The following is a 24,804-nucleotide window of genomic DNA, read 5'->3' as shown; positions in this document are numbered from 1 at the left end:
CTTAAGTTAGTAGGTAGTAACTACTAACTTAAGCCGGAGTGGGCCAACTCACTCTCAGTCCTGGATCGCCTTCACGATCGAGATGTTGCGGGTCAGCCAGTCCTGCGGGAGGGACTCGTCGTTGCCGGCGTCCTCCAGCGTCCACAGCACGTTGAGCATCTGCCGGACGATCACCCAGTCGCGGGCCCGCTCCTCGTCCAGGCCGCCGGCGTCGATCGCGGTGTAGAACCGCTGCCGGACCGCGAACCGGAGGTCGCCGGAGGCAACGACCTCGTCCCAGCGGTTCCAGACCAGCGGCGCGACCTCGAAGTGCGGATCGCCGGACAGCGGCTTCGGGTCGATCACCAGCCACGGCTCACGCTCCGCGGCCAGCATGTTCTCGTAGTGCAGGTCGGTGTGGATCAGCCGCCCGTCGGTGGCCGGGTCCGCGACGAAATCCTCGGACAGCGAGATCGCCTGCTCGACGTACCGGTGCGGGACCGGCGCGGACAGCGGCAACTGCCGGAACCGCTCCAGCCAGCGCGTCAGCTCACCCGACAGCGTCCGGTACTGCGGACCTGCGGGCACATGCAGTCGCTTGTAGGTGCTGCCAACGATCTCGCACGCGTCCAGCGCGTCGATCGTGGTGAGGTCCCGCGGCTCCAGCCGCTCGAGCAGCAAGGCGAACCGCCGCGGATCCGCCCGCAGCAGCTGCACCGCGCCGTTCCCACCCCACGCCCGCAAGGCCAGATGCTCGGTCTCCGCCTCCCAGTGCGGGAACTGCACCTTGAGTACGGCGCTCTGCCCGTCGGCCGTGACCACCGGGACGACCAGCGCGCAGTTCCCGTAGAACGACGTACCGTCGACGCTGAGGTCCCACTCGTCGAGCAGGTCCCGGGTCAGCCGAGGCAGCCGGTCGAGCCAGCCGGCCCAGTCCGGACCGCGGGAACCGACGACCAGCAGGCCCTCAGGAATGTCGACCGGCACTTACTTCTTGGCCTTCTCCGCGGTGTCCGACGTCCGCAGCGCGGCGATGAAGGCCTCTTGCGGGACCTCGACGCGGCCGACCATCTTCATCCGCTTCTTGCCTTCCTTCTGCTTCTCCAGCAGCTTGCGCTTCCGGGTGATGTCACCGCCGTAGCACTTGGCCAGCACGTCCTTGCGGATCGCGCGGATCGACTCGCGGGCGATGATCCGGGACCCGATCGCGGCCTGGATCGGCACCTCGAACTGCTGCCGCGGGATCAGTTCCTTCAGCTTGCCGGCCAGGGCGACGCCGTACGAGTAGGCGTTGTCGCGGTGCACGATCGCCGAGAACGCGTCGACCGTCTCGCCCTGCAGCAGGATGTCCACCTTGACCAGCGCCGCGGCCTGCTCACCGGTCGGCTCGTAGTCGAGCGACGCGTACCCCTTGGTCTTGGACTTGAGTTGGTCGAAGAAGTCGAAGACGATCTCGGCCAGCGGCAGCGTGTAGCGCAGCTCGACGCGGTCCTCGGACAGGTACTCCATGCCCTGCAGGTTGCCCCGCTTGGTCTGGCACAGCTCCATGATGACGCCGATGTAGTCCTTCGGGCTGAGGATCGTCGCCTTCACCACCGGCTCGTAGATCTCGGCGATCTTGCCCTCGGGGAACTCGCTCGGGTTGGTGACGACGTGTTCCTTGCCGTCCTCCATCTCGACCCGGTAGACCACGTTCGGCGCGGTCGAGATCAGGTCCAGGTCGAACTCGCGCTCGAGCCGCTCCCGGACGATCTCCATGTGCAGCAGACCGAGGAAGCCGCAGCGGAAGCCGAACCCGAGCGCGCCCGAGGTCTCCGGCTCGTACTGCAGGGCGGCGTCGTTCAGCTGCAGCCGCTCCAGCGCGTCACGCAGCGTCGGGTAGTCGTCACCGTCGATCGGGAAGAGGCCGGAGTACACCATCGGTTGCGGGTGCTTGTAGCCGCCGAGCGCCTCGGTCGCGCCGTGCACCGCGGCGGTGACGGTGTCACCGACCCGGGACTGGCGGACGTCCTTCACACCGGTGATCAGGTAGCCGACCTCGCCGACGCCGATACTCGGGGACTTCATCGGCTCGGGTGAGATCACGCCGACCTCGAGCATCTCGTGCACCGCGCCGGTCGACATCATCTTGATCCGGTCCCGGTGGGTCAGCTCGCCGTCGACGACCCGGACGTAGGTGACCACGCCCCGGTAGGTGTCGTAGACGGAGTCGAAGATCAGCGCCCGCGGCGGTGCGTCCTTGACGCCCTTCGGCGGCTCGACTTGGGCGACGATCTCGCTCAGCAACTCCTCGACGCCCTCGCCGGTCTTCGCCGACACCTTCAGCACGTCGGAGGGGTCGCAGCCGATGATGTGCGCGAGCTCGGCGGCGTACTTCTCCGGCTGCGCGCTGGGCAGGTCGATCTTGTTCAGCACCGGGATGATGTGCAGGTCCGCGTTCAGCGCGAGGTAGAGGTTCGCCAGCGTCTGCGCCTCGATCCCCTGCGCCGCGTCGACCAGCAGCACCGCGCCCTCACACGCCTCCAGCGACCGCGACACCTCGTAGGTGAAGTCGACGTGGCCGGGCGTGTCGATCATGTTCAGGATGTACGTCGTCCCGTCCGGGCCGAGCAGTCCGCCCGGGGAGTCCGCCTTCGGCGCGAACGGCAGCCGGACCGCCTGCGACTTGATCGTGATGCCGCGTTCCCGCTCGATGTCCATCCGGTCCAGGTACTGCGCCCGCATCGAACGGTCGTCGACCACCCCGGTGATCTGCAGCATCCGGTCGGCCAGCGTCGACTTGCCGTGGTCGATGTGGGCGATGATGCAGAAGTTCCGGATCAGCGACGGGTCGGTGCGACCCGGCTGCGGCACGGTCGTGGGGCCTACGGGCACGGAGGGGATCCAGTTCGTCTAGATAATGCAGGTCAACCGGTCAATCATCCCATGCGGGGCCAGTGGATTCGAAAATGCCGAGCGACCCGGGGCCCGGGGACCTACCGTAGGGCGGCATGGCACACGCTGCTGGGGTCCGGTTGCCGTTCGAGGAGGTGCCCGCCGCGGTGCGGGCGTGGGTGGAGCGCGCGCTCGGATCGGTGGTGGTCTCCGCCGCGACCCAGCACGGCGGCTTCTCCCCCGGTGTCGCCGCCCGCCTGGTGACAGCCTCCGGGCGCCGCGCGTTCGTGAAGGCCGTCGGTCCGTCGCTCAATCCGAAGACGCCGTCGTTGTTCCGCCAGGAGATCACCGCCGTGCGGGCCATCGGCCCGCTGCCGACCGCACCCGCGCTGTACGACGTGTACGACGACGGCGACTGGGTCGGCCTGCTCTTCGAGGACATCGAGGGCCGGCTGCCGTCCCACCCGTGGGAGCAGCGGGACGCCGATCGCGTCCTGGAGGCCGTGTCCGAGCTGTCCGAGGCCCTGGACCCGTCGCCGTGGCCGGATGCGCCGGTGGCCGCCGTACGGAGTCTGGAGTTCCTGAGCCGGTGGGACAACGTGATCGCCGACAGTCTCGACGTACCCGCGTGGGCTGCTGGGCGGGAGGAGGAGCTGGCGGAGCTCGCCCGGACCGGGGTGCGGGCACTCGCGGAGGGCAAGGCCCTGGCGCACTGGGACCTGCGGGCCGACAACATCATCCTGACCGACGACCGTGTGGTCTTCATCGACTGGGCGCACCCCGCGCTCGCGCCGCACTGGGCCGACACCGTCATCCTGCAGGCAGACATGCGTGAATCGGTCACCCTGCCCACGCTGCCCGACGACATCGCCATCACCGGCTTCCTCGCCGCCATAGCGGGCGGCCTGTGGTGGGGAGCGTTTCAGCCGCCCCCACCCGGGTTGCCGACGATCCGTACTTGGCAGCGTAGGCACGCGCTGATCCATCTGGACTGGGTGCGGGAGAGGCTCGGCTAGACGCAGCGTTCTCGGGGGATGCGCGTCTAAGGGGTGTGACGAATCCATTGGTGAGCATCAGAGGCCAGGTCCGGACTCTGGCGCACGACGCTGCCGTCTCGGAGCTCTACCGGCTGCACTGGGCCGGACTGGTGCGCCTGGCCGTACTGGTGGTGGACGACCGGCAGGCGGCGGAGGACGCCGTACAAGAGTCCTTCGCGCAGCTGTACCGGCACTGGCCGCTGCGGGACAACGCCAAGGCGTTGGGGTGGCTGCGGACCACGGTGGTGAACCGCTGCCGGTCGGTACTGCGGCGTCGCAAGGCGGCGCGGCTCTACACCCCACCCCACGAGGAACCGCACGCTTCCGCCGAGAGCGCCGCCCTGATCGGCGAGGAGCGGGCTCAGGTCCAGCGCGCGCTCCAAGCTCTGCCCACCCGCACCCGGGAGGTCCTCGTCCTGCGGTACTACCTCGACCTCCCCTTCGCCGACATCGCTCAGACGCTCGGGATCAGTGAGTCCACCGCCCGATCCGCCTCCTCGCGCGGGATGGCCGTCCTGACCGAAAAGCTGAAGGAACTCCGATGAACGACACCGAGACCCGCCTGCGCGACTATCTGCAGGCCAAAGCGAGCACTGTTCCCGACACCGCCCAGGGGCCCGGCCTCGACGCACCTCGCGCCCGCCGCCACTGGCCCGTCCTCGCGGCCGCCGCCGCGGTCGCCGTGGCAGTTGCGATCACCGCGACCGTCCTGACGCGGCTCCCGGAGGACATGCCGGAGCCGGCCGGCCCGGTGTCCACCGCTGCCCCGAAGATCCCGTACACCGTTGGTGCGACGCTGCACGACGGTGATCAGCGGGTGCGGGTCCCGAAGGGCATCGACGGCTTCTTCTTCGGGAGGGTGGACGGTGGCTGGCTGGGCATGAGCCTGCCCAAGCCCGGGCAGTTCCAGGCCGGCGTGCTCAACGCGGACGGAACCTTCCGCACGATCGGCCCTGAGCGCTCGGGCGGATCCACCCTGTCTCCCGACCGCAGGCAGGTCGCCGTGATGCGCTACCGGACCGCCACTCAGGGCGAGATCGTCATCGTCGATGTCGAGTCGGGCAAGGCGGTGTCGACCACTCCGTTGCCGTACCAGCCGACGCTGCTCGGCTGGAACCAGAGCGGGCTCTGGATGAGCAACGACACGGCGACCACGTCGGAGTTGATGGTGTGGCAGCAGCCGGGGTCCGGTCAGCCCCAACACCTCGACTTCGCCGGCTTCCAGGGTGGTGGGCTGAGCGCTCCGGCGGAGACCGACACGATCGCCCTCTACTCCAGGAACGGGAACGACCGCTGTATCAAGGCCGCGGTCCTGCACGACAACGCGCTCAAGATCCTGCGTCAGTACTGCGACGCGGGTCCGGAGGGGCTCTACCCGGTGATGTCGCCGGGCGGCCGGAAAATGGTCAACAGCCTGCTGAAGCTTGTGGTCGACGTACGGTCGGGGAAGGTCACCAAGCTACAGCTGCCCGCGGCGGAGGAGATGACCGACTTCCCGTCGGCGCAATTCGAGGATGCGAACCAGCTGATCCTCCTCACCACACCGCCGCACAGCACGCGCAAGCTGGCGCCGCAAACGATGTACCGGTGTGACGTGCGCAGCGGCCAGTGCGCGGTCCTGCAGAAGAACGCCACGGGCATCACGCTGCAGGCGCCCTGACCGTTCGACGGGGCCGGCCTGGGCCGGCCCCGTCAGAGGCGCTAGCTGTCGACTCGGACGATCGTGGAGCCGGAACCGTCGGCGCCGTCGGAGTAGTGGAGTTGGCCGAGGTAGCGGGTCCCGGTGGTCAGGCCGGTCCAGGAGGCGGTGACGTTGGTCTGAGCCGCTACCTGGACTGACTGGCCGGCCGGACTGACGGTGAGGTTGCTCTCCGGGTTCTGCAGTTCCCAGTGGTTGAGCTTCACCTGCTGCTCGGTGGCTCCGGCGTACAGGTCGACGTACACGTCGTAGGAGCCGCCGGCCGGGGCCGGGAGGTTCGCCTCTTCCTCGGCGGAACCACCGGTGCTGCTGGCGAGGAGGGTCGTCGTACCGGACTTGTAGACGAAGACATCCAGGTCCGTGCCGGCCGGGTAGTCCGCGTCGAAAGTCGAGAACCGGGCGTACTTGACGCCGGCCGGGACGGTCACCGTGAACTTGGCGACGTGGTCGTTGACCTGCGGGCTCGTCGTCGGGAACGACACGCCACCCGGGTTCTTCAGCGCGGCATCGACCACGGTGGCCGGCGTCAGGCCGACCGACGTGGTGTTCAGCGTGCCGGAGTACCCGGCCGTGATCGGCACCTGCACCGATCCCGCGGTCCCGGTGCCGTTGACCTGCACCGGCGCTTTCACGGTCAGCGGCTTGATCGCCAGCGTGCTGCTCACCGCGTGCCGGTCCGATCTCCAGGTCAGCTTGCCGAACGAGTACTGCTCCAGCGGCGCACCGTCGTTTTCGATCGTCACCTTGTACGTCGTACTGCGGCCGGGCAGCGTGATCAGGATCCGCGGCGACACCGTCACCTTGAGACCCTTGAGACCCTCGACCTTCGGGAAGTAGACCTCGGGCAGCTGACCGACGTTCGTCACGGTCCGGGTCACGGTCTGCTTGCCGGCCAGGTCGCCGATCGCGATCGTCGGGTAGTTCAGGTCGCTCGGGTCGATCTTTCCGCCCGCGCACAGCTCGTGCGTGCTCGGCACCTGGCCGGATCCACAGACGAACTTCGCCCAGTCGGCGTACGACGAGTCGTAGACCAGTCCCGGGTCCATCCCCTGCTTCGGCTGGACCTCGCCGGCGCCGTACCCGAACGGGGTGGCCTGCGAGCCGGAGTCGTTCTGGATCGGCTTGCCGCTGGTGTCCTTGTCGGTCGCGGTCGTCATCAGCGCGGACTTGATCGCCATCGGGGACCAGGTCGGGTGCTTGCTCTTCAGGACGGCCGCGATCCCGGCGATGTGCGGCGTCGACATCGACGTACCGCTCATGAACGCGTACTCGCCACCGGCCGCGCTGAACGCGGTCGTCGCGGCGAGGACGTTCGTCCCCGGAGCCATGATGTCGGGCTTCAGCAGGTCGCCGTTGCCGGCCGGGGACGGGCCGCGGCTGGACGAGCCGGCGACCTTCGGTGCGGTCACGCGGACCGGCGTACCGGCGCCGATGGTGGCGGTCGGGTTCGCCGTACCGCTCACGTACGCCTTGACCTCGGGCGCGGCCTTGTCGTCGAGGTGCACGGTCGGGACCGTGTGCAGATCGGCGTCCAGCGTGCCCGGGGTGATGTTGAGCAGGATCATGCCGACGCCACCGGCGGTCTTCACCTGCAGACTCTTGTCGACGCGGGCGTTGACGCCGCGGTCGCAGACCACGATCTTGCCCGTGACCTTGGCCGGGTCGAGGGTGCCGGCCTGGCAGAGGACGAGGTTGGTGGGGTTGGCACCGTCCTTGCCGGCATCCTTCGCGAGGATCACCGGTGCCTGGGGCGTACCGGCACCGATGCCCGCGCCGGTGTACGACTTGCCGTCGCCGAACGTCACCGTGGTCTGGATGTCGCGGTCATGGGTGCCGTTGGCAACCGAAGTCACCCAGGGGTAGGTCTTGCCGACCGTGGCCTCGCCCGGACCGGTGTTGCCCGCGCTGGTCGCGACGAACACGCCCGCCTTGGCCGCCCGCAGGAAGGCCAGACCGGTCGCGTTCACGTACGTCGAACCCGAGCCGGAGATCGAGTAGTTGATCACGTCCACGCCGTCGGCGACCGCCGCATCGATGGCGGCCACGATGTCGGCGTCGGTCCCGCTGCCGCCACCGGTCGCGTCCACCGCCCAGAGCGCCTTGTAGATCGCCAGCCGGGCGTGCGGGGCGATGCCGGAGCCCTTGCCGTAGTCCCGGCCCATGACGCTCATCTCGACGCCGTAGTTGCCGGCCGCCGTACTGGCCGTGTGGGTGCCGTGGCCGCCGTAGTCGCGCGGCGACTTGAACTCCTCCGGGATCGGGCGGGTGCCGATGCCCTTGTCGAAGTACCTGGCTCCGATCACCTTGTTGTTGCAGGTGACGGGCGCCTCCTCACCGGCCTGGCAGGTGCCCTTCCACTTCTTCGCGACGATGGCGTCGGACTGCTTCGTGGTCTGCATCGGCGCGAAGCTCGGCCGCTCCGGGACGAAACCGGAGTCGATCATGCCGATGATCACGCCGTCGCCGGCCTTGTCGATCCCGCCCGCCTGCTGCCAGGCGCCGCCCTTGCCGGACAGGCCGAGGAACCGCGGGGTGTCGACGGTGTCCTCGTGCTGCAGCTCGCTCGGCTCGACGCTCTTCACGCCGGAGGACTTGGCCAGCTTGACGGCTTCGTCGTACGACATCTCGGCGGAGAAACCGGCGTAGGTGTAGCTGTAGTCGTAGAGCTTCCTGACGCCTGGGGCTTGTTGCAGCAGCTCGTCGCGCTCGGTGGTGAGGTGCTTGACGTAGTCGATCACCGGGGCGGCGGTCTTCAGGAGCTTGCCGCCCGGAGCGACCTTGGTCGCGGCCAGGCCGGCGATGTCGCCGTCGTACTCGGCCACCGGGGAGTCGTCGAGCTGGACGATGTACGAGCCGGTGCCGGAGCGCTTGACCTCCGGGTCGGCGACGGCGGGCGGGGTCTGGCTGGCGCTGGCCGCGCTGACCAGGATCGGTACGCCGGCAGCCGCGGCGATCAGCGCGGTGGCGACGAGGATCGCCTGACGCTTGGGGGTACGGCGGGTCACTGAGTTCCTCCAGGGCTGGGACGGCGCGATGGTGGAGTTGGGCTCGCTGGGATCGGTGACTCTCCGCGCGCAACCGGGCGACTGCGGTGATCAGCGTCACGCGGGGCCGAGTATGCCGTCCGGCCCGGCCGGATGTCACGCTTCGATGGCCACCTGCCAGCCGAGAGCAAGGGAAAACCCCATGGCCGACCTGACCGAGTCCATCCCGGTCCAAGCCCGGCCGCCACGGTCTACGCCCTGGTCAGCGACCTCCCCCGCATGCGCGACTGGAGCCCCGAATGCACGCGGGTCACCTGGAGCTCGGGTACGCCGGGACCGGCAGTGGGGGCGCGGTTCGTCGGACACAACAAGGCCGGCGTGGTCCGCTGGTTCACCTTCGGGCGAGTGGTCGACGCCGATCCGGGGCGGCGCTTCGCCTTCACCATCCACTTCGGCCCGATCCCGATCTCCCTCTGGGCCTACGACGTCACCCCGACCGCGACCGGCTGCGAGGTCACCGAGTCCTGGACCGACCACCGCCCGTCCGCCCTGCGCCTCCTCTTCCGCCCGATCTTCGGCGACCGCGTCCCGCGCAACGTGCACGGCATCCACACGACCCTCGTGCGCCTCAAGGCCACCGCCGAAGCTGCCCCCTCCGCCGTATGATGGCCTTCGGCCCACGCGTGGCTGAGCCTGGAGCCCGCCGGGGCTGAGTTTGGAGCTGGCGGCCGCTTGTTGGTAATCTGGCTCTTCGCGCGCCCACGGGTGGTGTTCAGCCGTGCGCCGCGACATTTTCCTGTAATGACCGCATACTCCTGATCGAGGCTCTGCTCACGTGGCGAACATCAAGTCCCAGATCAAGCGCAACCGCCAGAACGAGGCTGCGCGACTTCGCAACAAGTCGGTGAAGTCGACCCTCAAGACGGCTGTTCGCCGCTTCCACGAGGCCGTCGAGGCCGGCGAGGCCGACAAGGCGCAGGACACCGCTCGCAAGGCCGGCCGGCTGCTCGACAAGGCCGTCAGCAAGGGCGTCATCCACGCCAACCAGGCCGCCAACCGCAAGTCGGCCATCTTCAAGAAGGCCGCTTCTCTCTGAAGCAGCCCGCCAACGATCGGCCCGTCCTCGACCGGCCGATCGTTTTTGCGTGCCTGAACAGCCCCAGCTCGAACCGAGTTGAGTCGGCGCGCGGTTGACGAAGTACACCAGCGCCGGCCGTCGGCTGACGGAGCAGATCAGCGGCGGCCGTGGGCGCGGCTGACGGTGATGACCATGCGCTCGAGGGCGTACCCGGCGTCACCGGAAGCACCCTTCACATCGGCATCGGCCTGAGCCACCGCCTTGATCGCGGTCGCCAGTCCCCCGGGAGTCCAGCCCCGGGACTGCTGCTTCAACTGCTTGAGCTTCCACGGCGGTACGCCGACCTCCCGCGCCAGATCGCCCTCCCGCATACCGCCCGGCGCACTCGCGAACTTCGCCAGCCCGCGCAACCCGCCCGCCATCGCACTCGTCACCAGCACCGGCGCGACCCCGCAATCCAACGCCCAGCGCAACTGCTCCAGCGCCGGCTCGGTCCGCCCAGCGATCGCCGCGTCCGCCACCGCGAAGCTCGTGACCTCCGCACGACCACCGAAGTACTGCCCGATCAGCTCCGCCGTGACCGCCTGCCCGCCGGAGTCCGACACCAGCTGCGCACACGCCCCCGCCAGCGCCCGCAGATCGTGCCCGACCGCATCCACCAGCGCCGACGAAGCCCGCTCGTCCACACTCCCGCCCTGCAACCGGATCTCGCCCGCGACGAACTGCGGCAACTCCCACGCCTTCGGCGCCGTCGCGACCACCTCGTTGACCGATGCCTTCCGCAACTTGTCGAGGACGGCCTTCCCCTTCTGCCCACCCGAGTGCACCAGCACGACCAGTACGTCGTCCGCCGGAGAGCCGGCGTACTCGATCAGGTGCGGCGCCATCTCGCTCGGCAGATTCTCCAGCCCCCGCAACACAAGCACCCGCTCGCTGGCAAACAGCGACGGCCCGGTGAGCTCCGCGAACACCCCCACATCCAGCGTCGACGCCTCGAGGTCCGTCACCTCAACCTCGGCGCTCCCCTTGGACACCGCGGCGATCGCCGACCGCACCGCCCGATCCGCCAGAAACGCCTCGGCCCCGGTCACCAGCAACACGTCGCCCAGCTTCGGCGCAGAACCCCTACGAGCAGCCACCCCGCCAGCATCCCACGCCCCACCGACAACCCCCGCCCCGCCCAACCTCCCGACGACCCGCCCATACCGACAACTCACCCCGGACAATCTGCGGAGGTCACCCCGCCAACAAAGCAAGCCGCGTGGAAACTCCCTGGAGACTTCGCGCAGGCACCCGCGAGGATGACGGCATGACCAACACCCAGCCTGTCGACGCCCTCGTCATCGTCGACATGCAATCCGCGTTCGTCGCAGGCCCGAACGCCGTACCCGACGCCCCTCGCCTCCTCGCCGGCACCACCGACCTGCTCGACCGCGCCCGAGCGGCCGGCGCGCTCGTCGTACACCTCCAGAACGACGGCCCACCCGGCGCCGACGACGAACCCAACACCCCCGGCTGGGAGCTCTACCTCCCGGTCAAACCCGGCCCCCGAGAGCACGTGGTCCGCAAACCCCACGACGACGGCTTCGACAGCACCCCACTAGGCGAGCTCCTCGTGAAAGCCGCCGTACGCGCGCTGGCAATCTGCGGCGTCATGTCCGAGATGTGCGTCCAAGCAACCGCCAGAACAGCCCTGACCCGCGGCTACCGCGTCGTCCTCCCCCACGACACCCACGCGACCTACGACATCCCCGCCGCCCCCGGCGTCAGCGAAAAGATCCCTGCCCGCACCGTCTCCCGAGTAGCCGCCTGGTCCCTGGGCAACCAACCCGAAACCACAGTCACCTCAGCAGCCGTAACCTTCACCACCACCGCCTGAGCCCAACCGGAGCCTCAGCGGGAAAGGGACGCGGCTTCGTGGGTGGTTAGGGATAGGTGGTTGTTGGGGTTGGTGACGGTCAGGGTGCCGCTGGTGTTGGTAGTGGCGGTACGGGTGGCGTCGTGGGAGAGGAGGTCGAGGGTTCGGGGGGCGGGATGGCCGTAGTCGTTGTTGCGGCCGGCGGAGATGAGGGCCAAGCGGGCGTTGGCGGCGGCTAGGAAGGTCGGGTCTTGTTGGGCCGAGCCGTGGTGCGGGACTTTGAGGATGTCGGCGTGGAGGTCGGCGCCGGTGGCGAGGATGGCCCGTTGGGATTCGGGTTCCAGGTCGCCGGTGAGGAGGATCCGGAGACCGGACAGTTCGACCATCATCGCGATGCTGGCGTTGTTCTCCGGGGATCCCTCGTCGGTCGGGGTCGCGGATGAGGTGCCGGGTGGTGGGAGCGCGGGGACGCGGGCGGGCCAGAGGGTGGTCCAGCTGAGTTGACCGACGACACGCTTCTCGCGATAAGTGACCGTACGCAGGCTGATCCCGTGTTGCGACGCGAGATCGACGACACGCTTGTACTCCGCTCGAGGTGAGAAGTACGGCGTCACCTCGATCTCGTCGACGCGCCGACCCTTCAGTACGCCGGCCAGTCCGCCGACATGGTCCGCGTGGAAGTGACTCAGCACGAGCACCGGGATGTGCTCGACCCCGAGGTCACGCAGACACCGATCCATCGCGGCAGGATCCGGGCCTGTGTCAACGACCACTGCCGTACGCTCGCCCGCGCGCAAAACGAGCCCATCTCCCTGGCCCACATCGCACATCACGAGCAGCCAGTCGTCCGGCGGCCAACCGAGTTGGCCGACCGGACGCAGTACGACGACCGCGAGCAAGACCACCGCGAGGACCATGGCGATCGGTCTTGCCAGGATGCGATGGAGACCGAGGACAAGCGCGATGCAGAGCAGGGTGAGTACGGCGACGCCGACTGTGGTCGCGGGCCAGGCGTTCGCGGCGCCGGGGAGATCGGCGCCTTCGCGGGCGACGAGGATGATCCATCGCGCCGGCCAGCCTGCTGCCCAGCCGACGAGTTGGGCTGCCGCCGTGCTGATGAGTGCGACGCCGGCCGCGGTGAATCCGAGAATGGTTGCTGGGCCGACGGCTGGACCTGCCAGCAGATTGGCAGCGACTGCGACGAGTGAGACCTGACCCGAGAGCCAGGCGACGACCGGCGTACAGGCGATTTGCGCGGCGAGCGGACAGGAGATCGCCTCGGCCAGCCAGGTCGGCAACCACTTGGCCAACGCGTCGCGCCAGCCGGGGCCGAGGAGGACGATCCCTGCGGTTGCGAGGACGGACAGCGCGAAGCCCGCCGATCGCGCGAGCGAGGTGTCGAGGAGGAGCAAGGCGATGACCGCGACCGACAGGCTGCGTGCGGCGCGTCGGCTCGCTCCGCCGCTGGTCATTGCCGCCAAGGCAATCAGGCCCATCGCGGCCGCTCGGAGCACGCTCGGCTGCGGTCTTGCGAGGATCACGAACACGACGACCGTCATGACCCCTAACACGGTCAAGCCGCGAGCGCGTACACCGATCAGCCGGGCGAAGGGCAGGATGAACGCCAGCAGCAAGGTCAGGTTCGTGCCCGAGACCGCTGATAGATGAGTGAGTCCGGTCGTCTGGAAGTCTTCGGTCAGGTCGGCGGGCAGGGCGGACTCGTCACCCATTACGAGCGCGGGCACGAGGCCGCGGACGTCTTCTGGCTCGCCGGCGACGGACTCGCGGAGGCCGGCGCGTACCTGCTCGGCGGCGCGCAACCACCAGGCCGGCTCGTCCACAACCCTTGGTGGTGAACGGATCGAGAGCATCGCGGCGACGTCGGATCCGGGCTCTACCGCTTCGAGTCGACCGTTGGCGTCGACGTGCTGCCCGTAGCGGATCGCTTGCCATTGCGTGGTGCCGATGATGAGCACCGGCGTACGCACTCGGGTCGTCGTCCCTCGGGACTTCACCTGCTCGATCGTTGCCTTCACCACGACGTACGGCGGGCGCCGGTTGCCCGGGCTCTGGCGCACGGATGGATCGGCGCTGATCTTCAGTCGGACACTGACCGTTGCGTTGTCGGCTGCCAAGCCGTGCACCGGGCCGGCGCGGAGGCTCTCCACCTGTAAGCCGGCCGCTAGTCCCATTCCGGAGACGACGACCAGGACGCCGACGACGGAGGAGGTGATGAGTGTCCGGGGAAGCGTCAGGCCGAGTACGACGGCGATGGTCAGGGCGACTGCAGCCGTGATCGCGCCGGCGAGTGGACGGTGGCCAACCAGGAGCACCGCCGTGAGCCAGCCCGCACCCGCAGGCACCAGCAGCCGGACATCCAGCGGCTCCGCGGGAGCAACCGGGTCGGTCGGATCGGTCGAGTCGCCGGAGGTGGCTGAGTCGGACGGAGCAGCGCGGTCGGCGGGGTCGGCCAGGTCGGCCGGGTCGGCGGGGTCGGCCGGGTCGGCCGGGTCGGCGGGGTCGGTGGGGTCGGCGAGGGTAGCGCGGTCGGTTGTGGCAGCGGAGTCGGCGCGGTCGGTCGAGTGTTTGGGGTCGGCGGGGACGGTCGGGTCGGCGTTGGCGGGCAGGTTGTTGGGATCGGGTAGCGCGGAGGCGGGGGTCGAGCCGGGTTGCTCAGGGTTGGTGGCGGGGTCGGATGGTTCGGGGTTGGTGGGGGGCTCGGAGGAGGTCGTGGGGTTAGAGGCGGACATGGGGTTTGAGGGATTCGAACTTTTTGGGGCCTACGCCGGGGACTTCTTGGAGTTGGTCGATGGTGGTGAAGGGGCCGTTCTGGGTTCGGTAGTCGAGGATGCGTTGGGCTAGGACGGGGCCTACGCCGGGGAGGGTGTCTAGTTGGTCGACGGTGGCGGTGTTGAGGTTGATGGGGGCGTCGGCCGGTGCGGGTGAGGTGGTTGTGCCGGGGGCGGTGGTGGGTGGGGGTGCGTTGGGTTGGCCGACGAGGATTTGTTCGCCGTCGGTGACTTGGCGGGCGAGGTTGAGGGTGGTGAGGTCTACGCCGGGGAGGGGGCCGCCGGCGAGGGTGAGTACGTCGGCTACGCGGGAGCCGGTGGGGGCGCGGACTAGGCCGGGGCGGCGTACTTTGCCGGCGACGTGCACGACGACGATGGCGGTTGACTGGCTGGGTTGGCCGGGTGAGAGCTGCGGCGTGGTGTTGGGTTGTGCTGCGCCTGGGGACGAGGGTTGGGTGACGGGTGCGCCTGTGGTGGCGGTGGAGGGGCGGGTGTCGGGGAGGGGTTCGGGGCGGGCGCGGAAGAGGGACCAGGCGGCCCAGGACAGGCCGATGGCCAGTACGGCGGCCAGGACCGCGACGTGTCGTGGGGACAGGGTCCAGCGGGTGTCTCGTAGTCGTTCGGGTCGGACTGATTCGGGGATCCATCCACCTCGCACCTGCTCATCACGCTCCTCCAGGTGTTCGTCGGGGGCGTGCTCCGGTGGGCGGGCGCCGAGACGTGACAGCGCACGCTCGCGGGCGCCCGGGGTGGGCGTTGGAGCACGACGGAAGACCTTCACGCCAGAGAAAGTACGAGTCCGCGAGGCAGGTGGGACCGCGAGTTCGAAGCTGTGGAAAAGCAGGTCAGGCGAGGCCGGTCGCGAGCTGGGCGGCGCGCGGTCAGCGGGGGGCTATCACTACCGCCAGGAGCCCGGGACCCACGTGGGCTCCTATGACTGCGCCTACTTCCCGGAGGACGATCTCCTCGGCTTGCGGGAGGCGGTCGGCCAGGCCGTCGGCGAGGGTTTGGGCTTTTTCGAGGTTGGCGAGGTGGTGGACGGCTACCTGGACGGGGGTGTCGCCGGCGCGTTGGACGGCGATGTCGGCGAGGCGGGCGATGGCTCGGCTGGACGTGCGGACCTTTTCGAGGGGGACGATGCGGCCTCCGCTGATGGTGAGCAGGGGTTTGACGGCGAGCGCCGTACCGAGGAGGGCCTGGGCGGCGCCGATGCGGCCGCCGCGGCGGAGGTACTCGAGGGTGTCGACGTAGAAGTACGTCGAGATCGACTTCATCCGGGCGCGGGCCGCGGCCTCGACGCCGGCCAGGTCCTCCCCCTCGGCGGCTGCGGCGGCCGCGGCGAGGGCGGGGAAGCCGAGCCCCATACCGAGTGAGCGCGAGTCGACGACGCGGACCGGGATCGGTGAGTCCTTGGCCCCGATCATGGCGGCCTCGAAGGTGCCGGACATGTCGCCGGAGAGGTGGATCGACACCACCGACTCCGCGCCGTCCTTCGCACACTGCATGTACGCGTCGGCGAACGTCTGCGGCGCCGGACGGCTGGTCGACACCGGTGTGAACGTCTTGAGCGCCTCCGCGACCGCATCGGCCGACGTCGCGCCGTCGTCGTACGACGTCCCGCCGATGACGACCTGGAGCGGTACGACGGTCAGCGGGTACCGGAGCACCTCGTGCGTGGACAAGCCGGCCGTGGAGTCGGTGACGACCTGCACGCGGGCTGACATGCAGCGAGGTTACCGGACGGTTTATGTCCACGCGCAGTGCCAGACTTCACAAGATGAAGGAGACAGCCGCAGAAGTCACCGGGTTGCAGACGCTTCTGGATGCCTCGTACGGGCGTTCGACGAAGCATCTGCAAAACATCATCACGGACCCGCGCCGGCTGGACGCCGACGATCTGGTGCGGGTTCTGACCGGCATGTGCACGCTCAACCTGGCTACGGTCACCGCGAAGGGCGAGCCGCGGATCAGTGCGGTCGACGGGCACTTCCTGCACGCGCGCTGGGTGTTCACGACCTCCGGCTCGGCGGCGAAGGCGCGGCATCTGAAGGCCAGACCGGCGGCGAGCCTCTCGTACGTCGACGGCGAGCGGATCGGCGTGTTCAGTCACGGCGACGTGGAGTTCCTGACGCCGGACCACGCGGACTTCGCCGAGATCGAGGCGCATCTGGTCAAGCACTACGGCAGCTCCCCGTCGAGCTGGGCCGACGACATCGTCTACTGCCGCCTGCAGCCGAGCTGGATGGTCGGCTACGCCTTCGACAAAGCCGCGGTGCTCAAAGACGCAGCGAGGTGAAGGCCACCCCTCCGGGACCTTCACCTCGCTTTGCTGACTGCCGGATGTCACCGGGCTGACGTCCCCACGTGCGTCAGCCTGGTGACTCCCCCCGTCCGTCAGCGGGCGGCTTCCTCATGGCGCCGGCGTGCTGGCTCCCCCTGTCGGCCAGCGTGCCGGCGTGGCTGTGTTCGGTTCCTCGGCGAGCTACTCCCCGTGCCGGTCCGGTGTGGACCGTTCTGACCGCGAGCTCGTCGAGATCCCGGGAGGCCCCAGCGACTGACCCGCCGGCGGGTGACCAAACCCACCGGTTTCCCCGTGTCAGCCGGACCGCGGCACTCGTCCCCTGTCTCGTGTGCCTGGCCCGTTGCTGGGACCTCGCCCCGGGTGTGGTGCCCTGACGGCGCACGGCACCCGGTTCAGGCAGGACAGATCCGCACACGGCAGCACTCCGGAGCTCTCGACAGCCGATCGGCGCCCCCACCGTCCGGCCGCCGGATGCCCTCCGCGTCGCCTCCCCCAAGCTCGACGGCAGTCCAGCGGTGCTCCACGGCCTCTTGTTCATGGGTTCACCGCCCTGTCTGCCCGCACTGCCCGGCGTCGGTCTCTGCTTCGTGGAACCTGTCCTACGGCTGTAATTCTTCGTCGGGCAGCCATGTCCGGACGAGGCAGAAGGACCGGCAGTTACCCGGCAGTTTCAGCGGATGCGCGTCACGAAAGCGAGACGAGTACGTCGTTCGCCAGCCGCTGCACCGCGGCCGCGGCGTCAGGCTCCGGCCACCCCTCGGCGACGGACGCACTGGCGCACGATTCCTGCAGGACCGCCCAGGCGGTCGGCAGCATCGGCGGGTCCATCGACCGCTGCCACGCCAGCAACTGGCCGCACAACGCGTCACCCGCATCCGAACGCCCCAGCGCGTGCAGGACCGCCACAGCCTCCGGCAGTACTTCGAGCAGGTACACGACCCGGCCTTCGACCAGGAGCCGGTTGACCGCGTCCCGGATACACACCCGGGCCTGCTCGACGTCGCCGGCGTCACGGGCGAGCCGCGACCGGTAGAGCATCACCGTGTAGTCGAAGTACCCGCGGTGCCCACGGATGTCCGCCTCCGCCGCGTCGAGCAGTGCCCGCGCCTCGTCGTACCGGCCGGCGTGGTACTCGACCATGGCCAGGCAGCCGGCGACCTTCGTACGCTCGGGATCGTCGGAGGCCTGGCTGTCCCGGGCCAGCGAAACCCAGCGCCGGGCCTCGGACAGGTTGCCCAGCTCGAGCTCGACGCGGCTGAGCGCCATGTACGCGATCTCGTCCGCGTAGACGCCCGGGTTGACCAGTGCGGCTTCCCAAGCGAGCAGGAGCTCCTTCGCCTCCGGCAGCCGGCCCCAACGCAGCAGAGCCAGCCCACAGATGGCCTGTACGGTCGCCGACCGCTGGAGGTCGCCATGTTTGCGTGCGTCGTCCACCAGCGCCGGGATCTCCGCGAGGCTCTGTTGGTCGAGCAGGTGCGAGCCAGAGGACACCCAGCCGCCCCGGGCGACCAGACCCATCTCGGTCTCGCCGGGGATCAGCGTCCGCGCCTCGCCGTAGTACCGGCGGGCTCCACGGATGTCACCGGTCAGACTGGACAGCCGTCCCGCGATCGCGAGCAGCCTGCCACTGACCTCCTTGTCCGCCACGTTGCCGGCGCACAGCGTCGCCCAGCGGATCCCGCTCTCGGCCACGCTCGCCTGGTACTGCCACGCGATCCGGAACCCCAGCACGATCCGCGCGGCCACGTCCCAGTGCCCGAGCTCGGACGCGCGCTCCAGCGCCACCTCGAACAGAGCGGAGTTGGCATGCGCGGCCCGATACCGCCGATCCCGGTCCGGCGACGACCACGCGCCTTCCAGCCCCGAGACGTACGTCGAACACCATGCGACCGTGCGGTCCCGGAACTCGATCAGATCATCGCCCTGCGACGACAGACCGGCGTACGCGTGCTCGCGGATCGTCTCCAGCAGCTTGTAGCGCGCGCCATAGAGCTGCTCGAACTCGTGGACGGGCTGCAGCAGCGACTTCTCCACCAGCTCGGCCAGCAGCATCGGTACGTCGGCAGCGTCGATCGGATCGCCCGTACACACGCCGGCCACGGCATCGAGCGTGAAAGGCGAACCGAGGACGGACGCCCGGTACAACAACTGCCGCGCCGGGTCGGAGAGCGCATCGACGCTCCACGCGATCGTGTCGGCCAGCGTCCGCTGGTGTGGCGCACCGAACCGCCGCGGCCCGGACAGCAACCGGAACCGGTCGTCCAGCGCGGCCAGGATCGTCTCCACCGACAACGACCCGGCCCGAGCGGCCGCCAGCTCCAGTGCGAGCGGCAGTCCGTCCAGCCGCCGGCACAGGCCGGCCACGGTGGCCGCGTTCTCCTCGGTCAGCACGAAGCCGGGCCGCACCCGCGCCACCCGCCGGCAGAACATCTCCACCGCCGGACTGGCCGCGATCTCCTCGAAGTCCTTGTCGTTGGCCGGTACGCCGAGCACCTGCACCCGGCGGACCACCTCGTCGGGCAGGCCGAGCGGGATCCGCGACGTCACCAGTACGCCGATGCCCGGGAAGCTACGGACCATCCGGTTGGCGACCGTGGCGACTCCGTCGAGCACGTGCTCGGCGTTGTCCTCGACAATCACCAGGTCGCCCGGCTGGCGTCCGGACAGGACGTCGTCGAGGTCCGACGTACCGGGGGCTGTGCCGAAGGCGTCCAGGATGGCCGACGGTACGGCGGCGTCGCGCTGGACCGTGGTGAGGTCGACGACCACGACGGTGGTGTCCACACCGGAGAAGCGATCGGCCGCGGCGAGCGCGAGCTCGGTCTTGCCGACCCCACCCGGACCGACCAGCGTCACCAGCCTGTTCTGCCCCAGGAGCGTCTCCAGCTCCAGCAGCTCCTGCTCACGACCGACGAGACCATCGGGGATGGGTCTAGTACCGCGCCAGCGCAGTCCGGTCGGTGCGGGATCGGCCACCGACACGACCGGCCGCACCGTCGCTCGGCCGGCTCCGGGACCACGTCCGGCGGCAGCAAGGAACGCCTCAGAGTCGTCGCCCTGCAGTTCGAGAGCGGAAGCGAGCAGCCGGACCGAGTCCTTCCTGGGCCGCGCCACGCGCCCGGCTTCCATCTCACGGATGGAGCGGACGCTCAGACCGGCCTGCTCGGCCAGCTCCTCCTGGGAGAGCCCGGCCTGGACCCGCAAGTCGAGCAAGAGATCGGCGAAACTCCGCCGACCGTCAGCCCGGCCACCCGCGTCCGACACAGCCCGTCACCCCTCTGAAGGCCCCACGTACCTGTCACAACATAGCGTGACAGCGGGCCCGGCGTCGGGCGGAACCGAGGGGCGGGATGCGGCCTGGATCACACCAAAACGTTGATGAGGGCAACAAATCTGATTCAGGCTGCAATTACTGCGGTGGCAGAAGAACTGTTTCAAGCAGTCGCGCGAACCGAGGTGGATTCATTTTCACCGGTGTAGAGAGAAAGCACCGCGGCCCAGTCGTCGAGCCGGGCGCTGGTGTCGGCGCGGCCGGAATCCGCGTTCAGCAGGCTGCCGAGGCAGATCCCGCGGGTGGCGCGAATCAGCAGGTCCGCGGTCATGTCACGCAGGGAGTCGAGGGCTGCCATGCGGACAATTCAAGCGGAGCCGTGTTTCGCAAACGTAACGCGATCGGCAACATCACGATAAGTCACCAAAAACCGCGAAATGCGGTTACCGGGTAGTCCGTTAACCAGGCAGCCAGGAAAGCCGGACCTGCCGGCGGGGATTGTCCACATTGGTGTCGACCAGACAGATCGACTGCCAGGTGCCGAGCGCGAGCCGGCCGTCGAGCACCGGGATGCTGGCGTACGGCGCAATCAGCGCGGGCAGCACATGGTCACGACCGTGCCCCGGCGTACCGTGCCGGTGCCGCCAGCGGAAGTCGCGCGGCAGCAACTCCTCGAGCACCGCGAGCAGGTCGGTGTCGCTGCCGGCCCCGGTCTCGAGGATCGCGATCCCCGCGGTCGCGTGCGGTACGAACAGGTGCAGCAGTCCGTCGCCCTGGGCCTGGTGGGCCTCGGCGGCGACGAACTGCTCGCACCTGCTGGTGAGATCGAAGACGACCTCGGTCCCGCCGGTCGCGACGTCGATCAGCTCGGAACGCATCTGAGCAGACTGTCAGGCAGGGACGATGTTGACCAGCTTCGGCGCGCGGACGATGACCTTGCGGGTGCCTCGGCCGTCCAGGGCCTTCTGGACCGCGTCCGAGGCCAGCGCCAGCTGCTCCAGGTCGGCGTCGGTGATGTCCGGCGAGACCTCCAGCCGATCCTTCACCTTGCCGGCGATCTGGACCACGCAGGTGACCGTGTCCTGGACCAGCAGCGCCGGGTCGACCTTCGGCCAGCCGGCCTTGGCGACGGTCGGCTCGTGGCCCAGCTCCTCCCACATCTCCTCGGCCGTGTACGGCGCGACCAGGCTCAGCAGGACGGCCACCGTCTCGACGGCCTCGCGGACCGCCGGGTCGGCCGGGCCCGGGCCGGCGTCGATCGCCTTCCGGGTCGCGTTCACCAGCTCCATGATCCGGGCCACCATCACGTTGAACCGCATCGAGTCGATCAGCTCGGCCGCGTCCGCCACCGTCCGGTGGGTGATCTTGCGCAGCGCGACGTCACCGGTCGACGGATCCGAGCCCACCGGCGCCTCGACCGCACCCGCCAGCCGCCAGGCCCGCTGCAGGAACTTCAGCGAGCCGCCCGGCGACATGTCGGCCCAGTCGATGTCGTCCGACGGCGGACCGGCGAACACCATGGTCAGCCGGATCGCGTCGACGCCGTACAGGTCGATCTGGTCGCCCAGGTTCACACCGTTGCCCAGCGACTTGCTCATCGCCTTGCCCTGGTTGATCACCTGGCCCTGGTTCAGCAGCCGGGTGAACGGCTCGACCACGGTCAGCAGGCCCATGTCGTGCAGCGCCTTGACGAAGAACCGCGCGTACAGCAGGTGCAGTACGGCGTGCTCCTTGCCGCCGACGTACTGGTACACCGACATCCAGCGCTCGGCCGCCGCCGGGTCGAACGGACCCTCGACGAACTCCGGGGACAGGTAGCGCAGGAAGTACCAGGACGAGTCGACGAAGGTGTCCATCGTGTCGGTGTCGCGCTCGGCCTTCCCACCGCACTTCGGGCAGTCGACCTCGACCCACTCGCGGTCGGCCGCCAGCGGCGAGACCCCCTTCGGCGCCAGGTCGGCGCCGCGCAGGTCGGGCAGCTCCATCGGCAGCTGGTCGTCCGGGACCGGCACCTCGCCGCAGGACGGGCAGTGGATGATCGGGATCGGGCAGCCCCAGTAGCGCTGCCGGCTCAGCAGCCAGTCGCGCAGCCGGTAGTTGATCGTCCGCTCGCCCAGGCCCTTGCTCTCCAGCCAGTCGCTGATCCGCGCCTTGGCCTCGGCGACGTCCAGCCCGTCCAGGCTGATCTCGTCGTTGGCGCTGTTGATCGCCGGGCCTTCACCCGTGTACGCCTTGCCGTCGAAGTCCGCCGCGGGCTGGACGGTCCGCACGATCGGCAGCCCGAACTTCTCCGCGAACTCCCAGTCCCGGGTGTCCTGGCCGGGGACCGCCATGATCGCGCCGGTGCCGTAGTCGGCCAGCACATAGTCGGCCGCCCAGATCGGGATCCGCTGGCCGGTCACCGGGTTGATCGCGTACGAGCCCAGGAAGACACCGGTCTTCTCCCGCTCGGTGCTCAGCCGCTCGATCTCGGTCTCGGACTTGACCGCGGCCAGGTACTCGTCGAAGGCGCTCTGCTGCTCCGGCGTGACCAGTTCGGCGGCCAGCTTCGCGTCCGGCGCGACCACCATGAAGGTGGCGCCGAACAGCGTGTCCGGCCGGGTGGTGAAGACCTTGATCGGCTCGTCGCGGCCCTCGACCTGGAAGCTCGCGAACGCGCCCTCGGACCGGCCGATCCAGTTGCGCTGCATCAGCAGGATCTCTTCCGGCCACTGCAGCAGCTCCATGTCGTCCAGCAGCCGCTGGGCGTACTCCGTGGTCTTGAAGTACCACTGGGTCAGCTCGCGCTTGGTGACCTCGTGCCCGCACCGCTCACAGCGGCCCTGGATCACCTGCTCGTTGGCCAGCACGGTCTGGTCGTGCGGGCACCAGTTCACGTACGACGCCTTGCGGTAGGCCAGTCCGCGTTCGTAGAACCGCAGGAACAGCCACTGCGTCCACCGGTAGTACTCCGGGTCGGACGTGTGCAGCCGGCGGGACCAGTCGAAGCTCATCGCGTACCGGTGGATCGACTCGGCCTGGGTCTCGATGTTGGCGTAGGTGTACGTCGCCGGGTGCTCGTTGCGCTTGATCGCCGCGTTCTCGGCCGGCAGCCCGAAGGAGTCCCAGCCGATCGGGTTCAGCACGTCGTACCCCTGCTGGAACCAGTAGCGCGACAGCACGTCGTGCAGCGCGAACACCTCGGCGTGACCCATGTGCAGGTCGCCGGACGGGTAGGAGAACATCGTGAGCGCGTAGCGCCGCTCGGCCGTGCCGTCGTCGCGTGCCTTGAACGGGTCCAGCTTCTCCCAGACCGGGCGCCACTTGGCCTGCATGGCGTTGAAGTCGTACCCACCCCGGTCGATCGGGGCGTCCTCCACCTGCTCGCTCACTGTCCTACTCCTGCGAATCGTGGTTGTTGAGCCTAAATGTGCCAGAAGGCATCCCTGGAAATGAAAAAGCCCCTCGCACAGGAGGGGACGCCGCACTGACCGGCGCTCTCACGGCGCCTTGATGCCAGTACGGCTAACTAAGGAGCAGGCTCACTCGCATGGGCCCAGGATAGCACCGGTGCCGCGACCTACTGAGATGGTCGCGGCACCGGTAGCGACGGACTGTCAGCCGATCGGTACGCCGTACGTCTTCAGCCAGTCCTGGACGACCTTGATGTCGATCCGCTGCAGACCGTCGAGGTAGCGGCAGTTCTGGGTGTAGCCGTAGCTGGTCACGGTGACCTGGTAGCCGCCGTGGAAGGTCGGGCCGCCGGAGTCACCGAAACAGGTGCCGCCGGTACCACGGTTGTCGTTCTCGTTGCCGTTCACCTGCAGGATCTGCGGGGTGAGTTTCTGGCCCGGTTCCTCGGCCCAGCGGCGCAGCAGTGGGTACGACATCGGCGTCGGCTTCTGCGGACCGGAGTCGGCCTTGCGGACCTCGGTGCCGTAGCCGACCGACGTGAAGACAGTGCTGTTCAGCTTCGGCTGCTGGTACGCGTTCAGGTAGTTCTGCGGGGCGATCTTGACCGGGGCGATGTTCGTCACCGGACGGTCGAGCACAATCACGCCGACGTCGTTCCAGTTGGCCAGGTCGGTGAAGTCGGAGTAGTTCGGGTGCGCGTGCGCCGTACCGGACTTGTATCCGGCCTTCTCCAGCTCAGCCTGGGTGTAGCCCTTCGCCGGGTCCGCGGCCACCGGGAACGGCGACGGCGGCTGCTCGGCGATCACCGAGTCGAACGTCACCAGCGTCTTCCCGAGCGTGCCCAGCGTGCAGTGCGCCGCGGTGACCAGCACCGTCGGCGACACCAGCGTCGCCGTACACCGGAAGCGGCCGTCCGGTTGGTAGAACAGGATCAACCCGACAGCCGGGTGGCCGTTGCCGTCGGGTTGGCCGCCGGTGATGGCGCTGGCGGACAGAGCCGGCGTGGTGGCCAGGCCGAGTGCCAGTGCGCAGATGCCGATGATGCGGCCGAGTCGACTCCTCATGTGTCCCCTCCTGGGGTACGGGCGGAATATCTCGGTGCATTTGAGCAGTCACCCGGTGCGCTGTCCAGACGTCGTTTCACTACGCTGTGTGACCGGTCATTCGGAAACAGACCTGCCTCGGACAGCGGCACGATCGTCAAGGAACGGTCGAAGGTCGTCATCCTCCTCTACCCGGTCGACGGGGTGGACGGACAGCACCGAACAGGTGTCGCTCTAGATGTACTCGGCCAGGACGTTGGTGACAGTGGGGTTGGTGGGTTGACGTAGGGAAGACCTCCGAGTGCGGTGGAGATAGCCGTCTTCACCTGCCCGGAGGTCTTCGTGTCCCACCGTAACGCGCGTCTGACTGTGCATGGTCGGTTGTTGTTGATCGAGAGGATCTGTCGGGATCGTCGGCCGGCGGCTCATGTTGCCAAGGAGTTGGGGGTTTCCCGGCAGTGTGCGCACCGGTGGGTGGCGCGGTTCCTGGCCGAGGG

The 24,804-nt window shown here is 68.9% G+C and carries 20 protein-coding genes; 8 read left to right on the top strand and 12 right to left on the bottom strand.

Annotated features, from left to right (window positions below; genetic code table 11):
* Positions 1-54: 54 nt before the first annotated feature.
* Both ACZ6O0_RS42465 and lepA read right to left on the bottom strand, forming a co-directional pair.
* A complete protein-coding gene (locus ACZ6O0_RS42465; RefSeq protein ID WP_465770787.1) occupies positions 55-966 on the bottom strand; it encodes an aminoglycoside phosphotransferase family protein in 912 nt (303 codons plus the stop codon).
* Complete coding sequence (lepA, locus tag ACZ6O0_RS42460; protein ID WP_465770786.1) at positions 967-2,853, bottom strand: translation elongation factor 4; 1,887 nt, start codon at positions 2,851-2,853, stop codon at positions 967-969.
* A gap of 116 nt (positions 2,854-2,969) precedes the next feature.
* Between lepA and ACZ6O0_RS42455 the strand changes: the two genes are divergently transcribed.
* From ACZ6O0_RS42455 to ACZ6O0_RS42445, 3 genes are read left to right on the top strand one after another with little or no spacing between them, the layout of a single operon-like run.
* A complete protein-coding gene (locus tag ACZ6O0_RS42455) occupies positions 2,970-3,869 on the top strand; it encodes a phosphotransferase family protein (protein WP_465770785.1) in 900 nt (299 codons plus the stop codon).
* Between the two features lie 50 nt (positions 3,870-3,919).
* Positions 3,920-4,435 carry an RNA polymerase sigma factor gene (locus tag ACZ6O0_RS42450; RefSeq protein WP_465770784.1) on the top strand — a complete coding sequence of 172 codons (516 nt, stop codon included), beginning with the start codon at positions 3,920-3,922 and terminating at the stop codon, positions 4,433-4,435.
* Entirely contained in the window at positions 4,432-5,550 is a 1,119-nt protein-coding gene (locus tag ACZ6O0_RS42445; RefSeq protein WP_465770783.1) for a hypothetical protein, read from the top strand. The genes ACZ6O0_RS42450 and ACZ6O0_RS42445 overlap by 4 nt, the downstream gene beginning before the upstream one ends.
* Before the next feature lie 41 nt (positions 5,551-5,591).
* Here the strand turns inward: ACZ6O0_RS42445 and ACZ6O0_RS42440 are convergent, their stop codons facing one another.
* Positions 5,592-8,594 carry a S8 family serine peptidase gene (locus ACZ6O0_RS42440; RefSeq protein ID WP_465770781.1) on the bottom strand — a complete coding sequence of 1,001 codons (3,003 nt, stop codon included), beginning with the start codon at positions 8,592-8,594 and terminating at the stop codon, positions 5,592-5,594.
* Positions 8,595-8,726: 132 nt separating this feature from the next.
* On the opposite strand from ACZ6O0_RS42440, the gene ACZ6O0_RS42435 reads away from it, so the two are divergent.
* Positions 8,727-9,239 carry an SRPBCC family protein gene (locus tag ACZ6O0_RS42435; protein WP_465770780.1) on the top strand — a complete coding sequence of 171 codons (513 nt, stop codon included), beginning with the start codon at positions 8,727-8,729 and terminating at the stop codon, positions 9,237-9,239.
* A gap of 169 nt (positions 9,240-9,408) precedes the next feature.
* A complete protein-coding gene (gene rpsT / locus ACZ6O0_RS42430) occupies positions 9,409-9,669 on the top strand; it encodes a 30S ribosomal protein S20 (RefSeq protein ID WP_465770779.1) in 261 nt (86 codons plus the stop codon).
* Positions 9,670-9,806: 137 nt separating this feature from the next.
* On the opposite strand, the gene holA is transcribed toward rpsT, so the two are convergent.
* Complete coding sequence (holA, locus tag ACZ6O0_RS42425; protein WP_465770778.1) at positions 9,807-10,790, bottom strand: DNA polymerase III subunit delta; 984 nt, start codon at positions 10,788-10,790, stop codon at positions 9,807-9,809.
* A gap of 170 nt (positions 10,791-10,960) precedes the next feature.
* On the opposite strand from holA, the gene ACZ6O0_RS42420 reads away from it, so the two are divergent.
* Complete coding sequence (locus tag ACZ6O0_RS42420; protein WP_465770777.1) at positions 10,961-11,530, top strand: isochorismatase family protein; 570 nt, start codon at positions 10,961-10,963, stop codon at positions 11,528-11,530.
* Positions 11,531-11,544: 14 nt separating this feature from the next.
* Here ACZ6O0_RS42420 and ACZ6O0_RS42415 read toward each other — a convergent pair whose 3' ends face one another.
* From ACZ6O0_RS42415 to ACZ6O0_RS42405, 3 genes are all read right to left on the bottom strand, one after another.
* Positions 11,545-14,259: a ComEC/Rec2 family competence protein gene (locus ACZ6O0_RS42415; RefSeq protein WP_465770776.1), complete on the bottom strand. Its 2,715-nt coding sequence runs from the start codon at positions 14,257-14,259 to the stop codon at positions 11,545-11,547.
* Positions 14,246-15,079 (bottom strand): ComEA family DNA-binding protein, encoded by an 834-nt coding sequence (locus ACZ6O0_RS42410; protein WP_465770775.1) that lies wholly within the window; start codon positions 15,077-15,079, stop codon positions 14,246-14,248. Before ACZ6O0_RS42410 ends, ACZ6O0_RS42415 begins: the two co-directional genes overlap by 14 nt.
* A gap of 100 nt (positions 15,080-15,179) precedes the next feature.
* On the bottom strand, positions 15,180-16,022 hold the full coding sequence (locus ACZ6O0_RS42405) for a DegV family protein (RefSeq protein ID WP_465770774.1): 843 nt from the start codon (positions 16,020-16,022) through the stop codon (positions 15,180-15,182).
* Positions 16,023-16,075: 53 nt separating this feature from the next.
* Between ACZ6O0_RS42405 and ACZ6O0_RS42400 the strand changes: the two genes are divergently transcribed.
* A complete protein-coding gene (locus ACZ6O0_RS42400; RefSeq protein WP_465770773.1) occupies positions 16,076-16,594 on the top strand; it encodes a pyridoxamine 5'-phosphate oxidase family protein in 519 nt (172 codons plus the stop codon).
* Between the two features lie 690 nt (positions 16,595-17,284).
* On the opposite strand, the gene ACZ6O0_RS42395 is transcribed toward ACZ6O0_RS42400, so the two are convergent.
* The 5 genes from ACZ6O0_RS42395 to ACZ6O0_RS42375 form a co-directional block, all read right to left on the bottom strand.
* Entirely contained in the window at positions 17,285-19,864 is a 2,580-nt protein-coding gene (locus ACZ6O0_RS42395) for an ATP-binding protein (RefSeq protein ID WP_465770771.1), read from the bottom strand.
* Between the two features lie 170 nt (positions 19,865-20,034).
* Positions 20,035-20,229: a hypothetical protein gene (locus ACZ6O0_RS42390; RefSeq protein WP_465770770.1), complete on the bottom strand. Its 195-nt coding sequence runs from the start codon at positions 20,227-20,229 to the stop codon at positions 20,035-20,037.
* A gap of 100 nt (positions 20,230-20,329) precedes the next feature.
* Positions 20,330-20,749 (bottom strand): YjbQ family protein, encoded by a 420-nt coding sequence (locus ACZ6O0_RS42385; RefSeq protein WP_465770769.1) that lies wholly within the window; start codon positions 20,747-20,749, stop codon positions 20,330-20,332.
* A 12-nt stretch (positions 20,750-20,761) separates the two neighbouring features.
* Complete coding sequence (gene leuS, locus ACZ6O0_RS42380) at positions 20,762-23,242, bottom strand: leucine--tRNA ligase (RefSeq protein WP_465770768.1); 2,481 nt, start codon at positions 23,240-23,242, stop codon at positions 20,762-20,764.
* A 225-nt stretch (positions 23,243-23,467) separates the two neighbouring features.
* Positions 23,468-24,328 (bottom strand): S1 family peptidase, encoded by an 861-nt coding sequence (locus ACZ6O0_RS42375; protein WP_465770767.1) that lies wholly within the window; start codon positions 24,326-24,328, stop codon positions 23,468-23,470.
* Positions 24,329-24,649: 321 nt separating this feature from the next.
* Between ACZ6O0_RS42375 and ACZ6O0_RS42370 the strand changes: the two genes are divergently transcribed.
* Positions 24,650-24,804: leucine zipper domain-containing protein (locus ACZ6O0_RS42370; RefSeq protein WP_465770849.1), on the top strand; the 155-nt coding region annotated here is incomplete at its 3' end.

Source organism: Kribbella sp. NPDC048837 (assembly GCF_055586945.1).
This window is presented reverse-complemented; position numbering and strand designations above follow the sequence as displayed.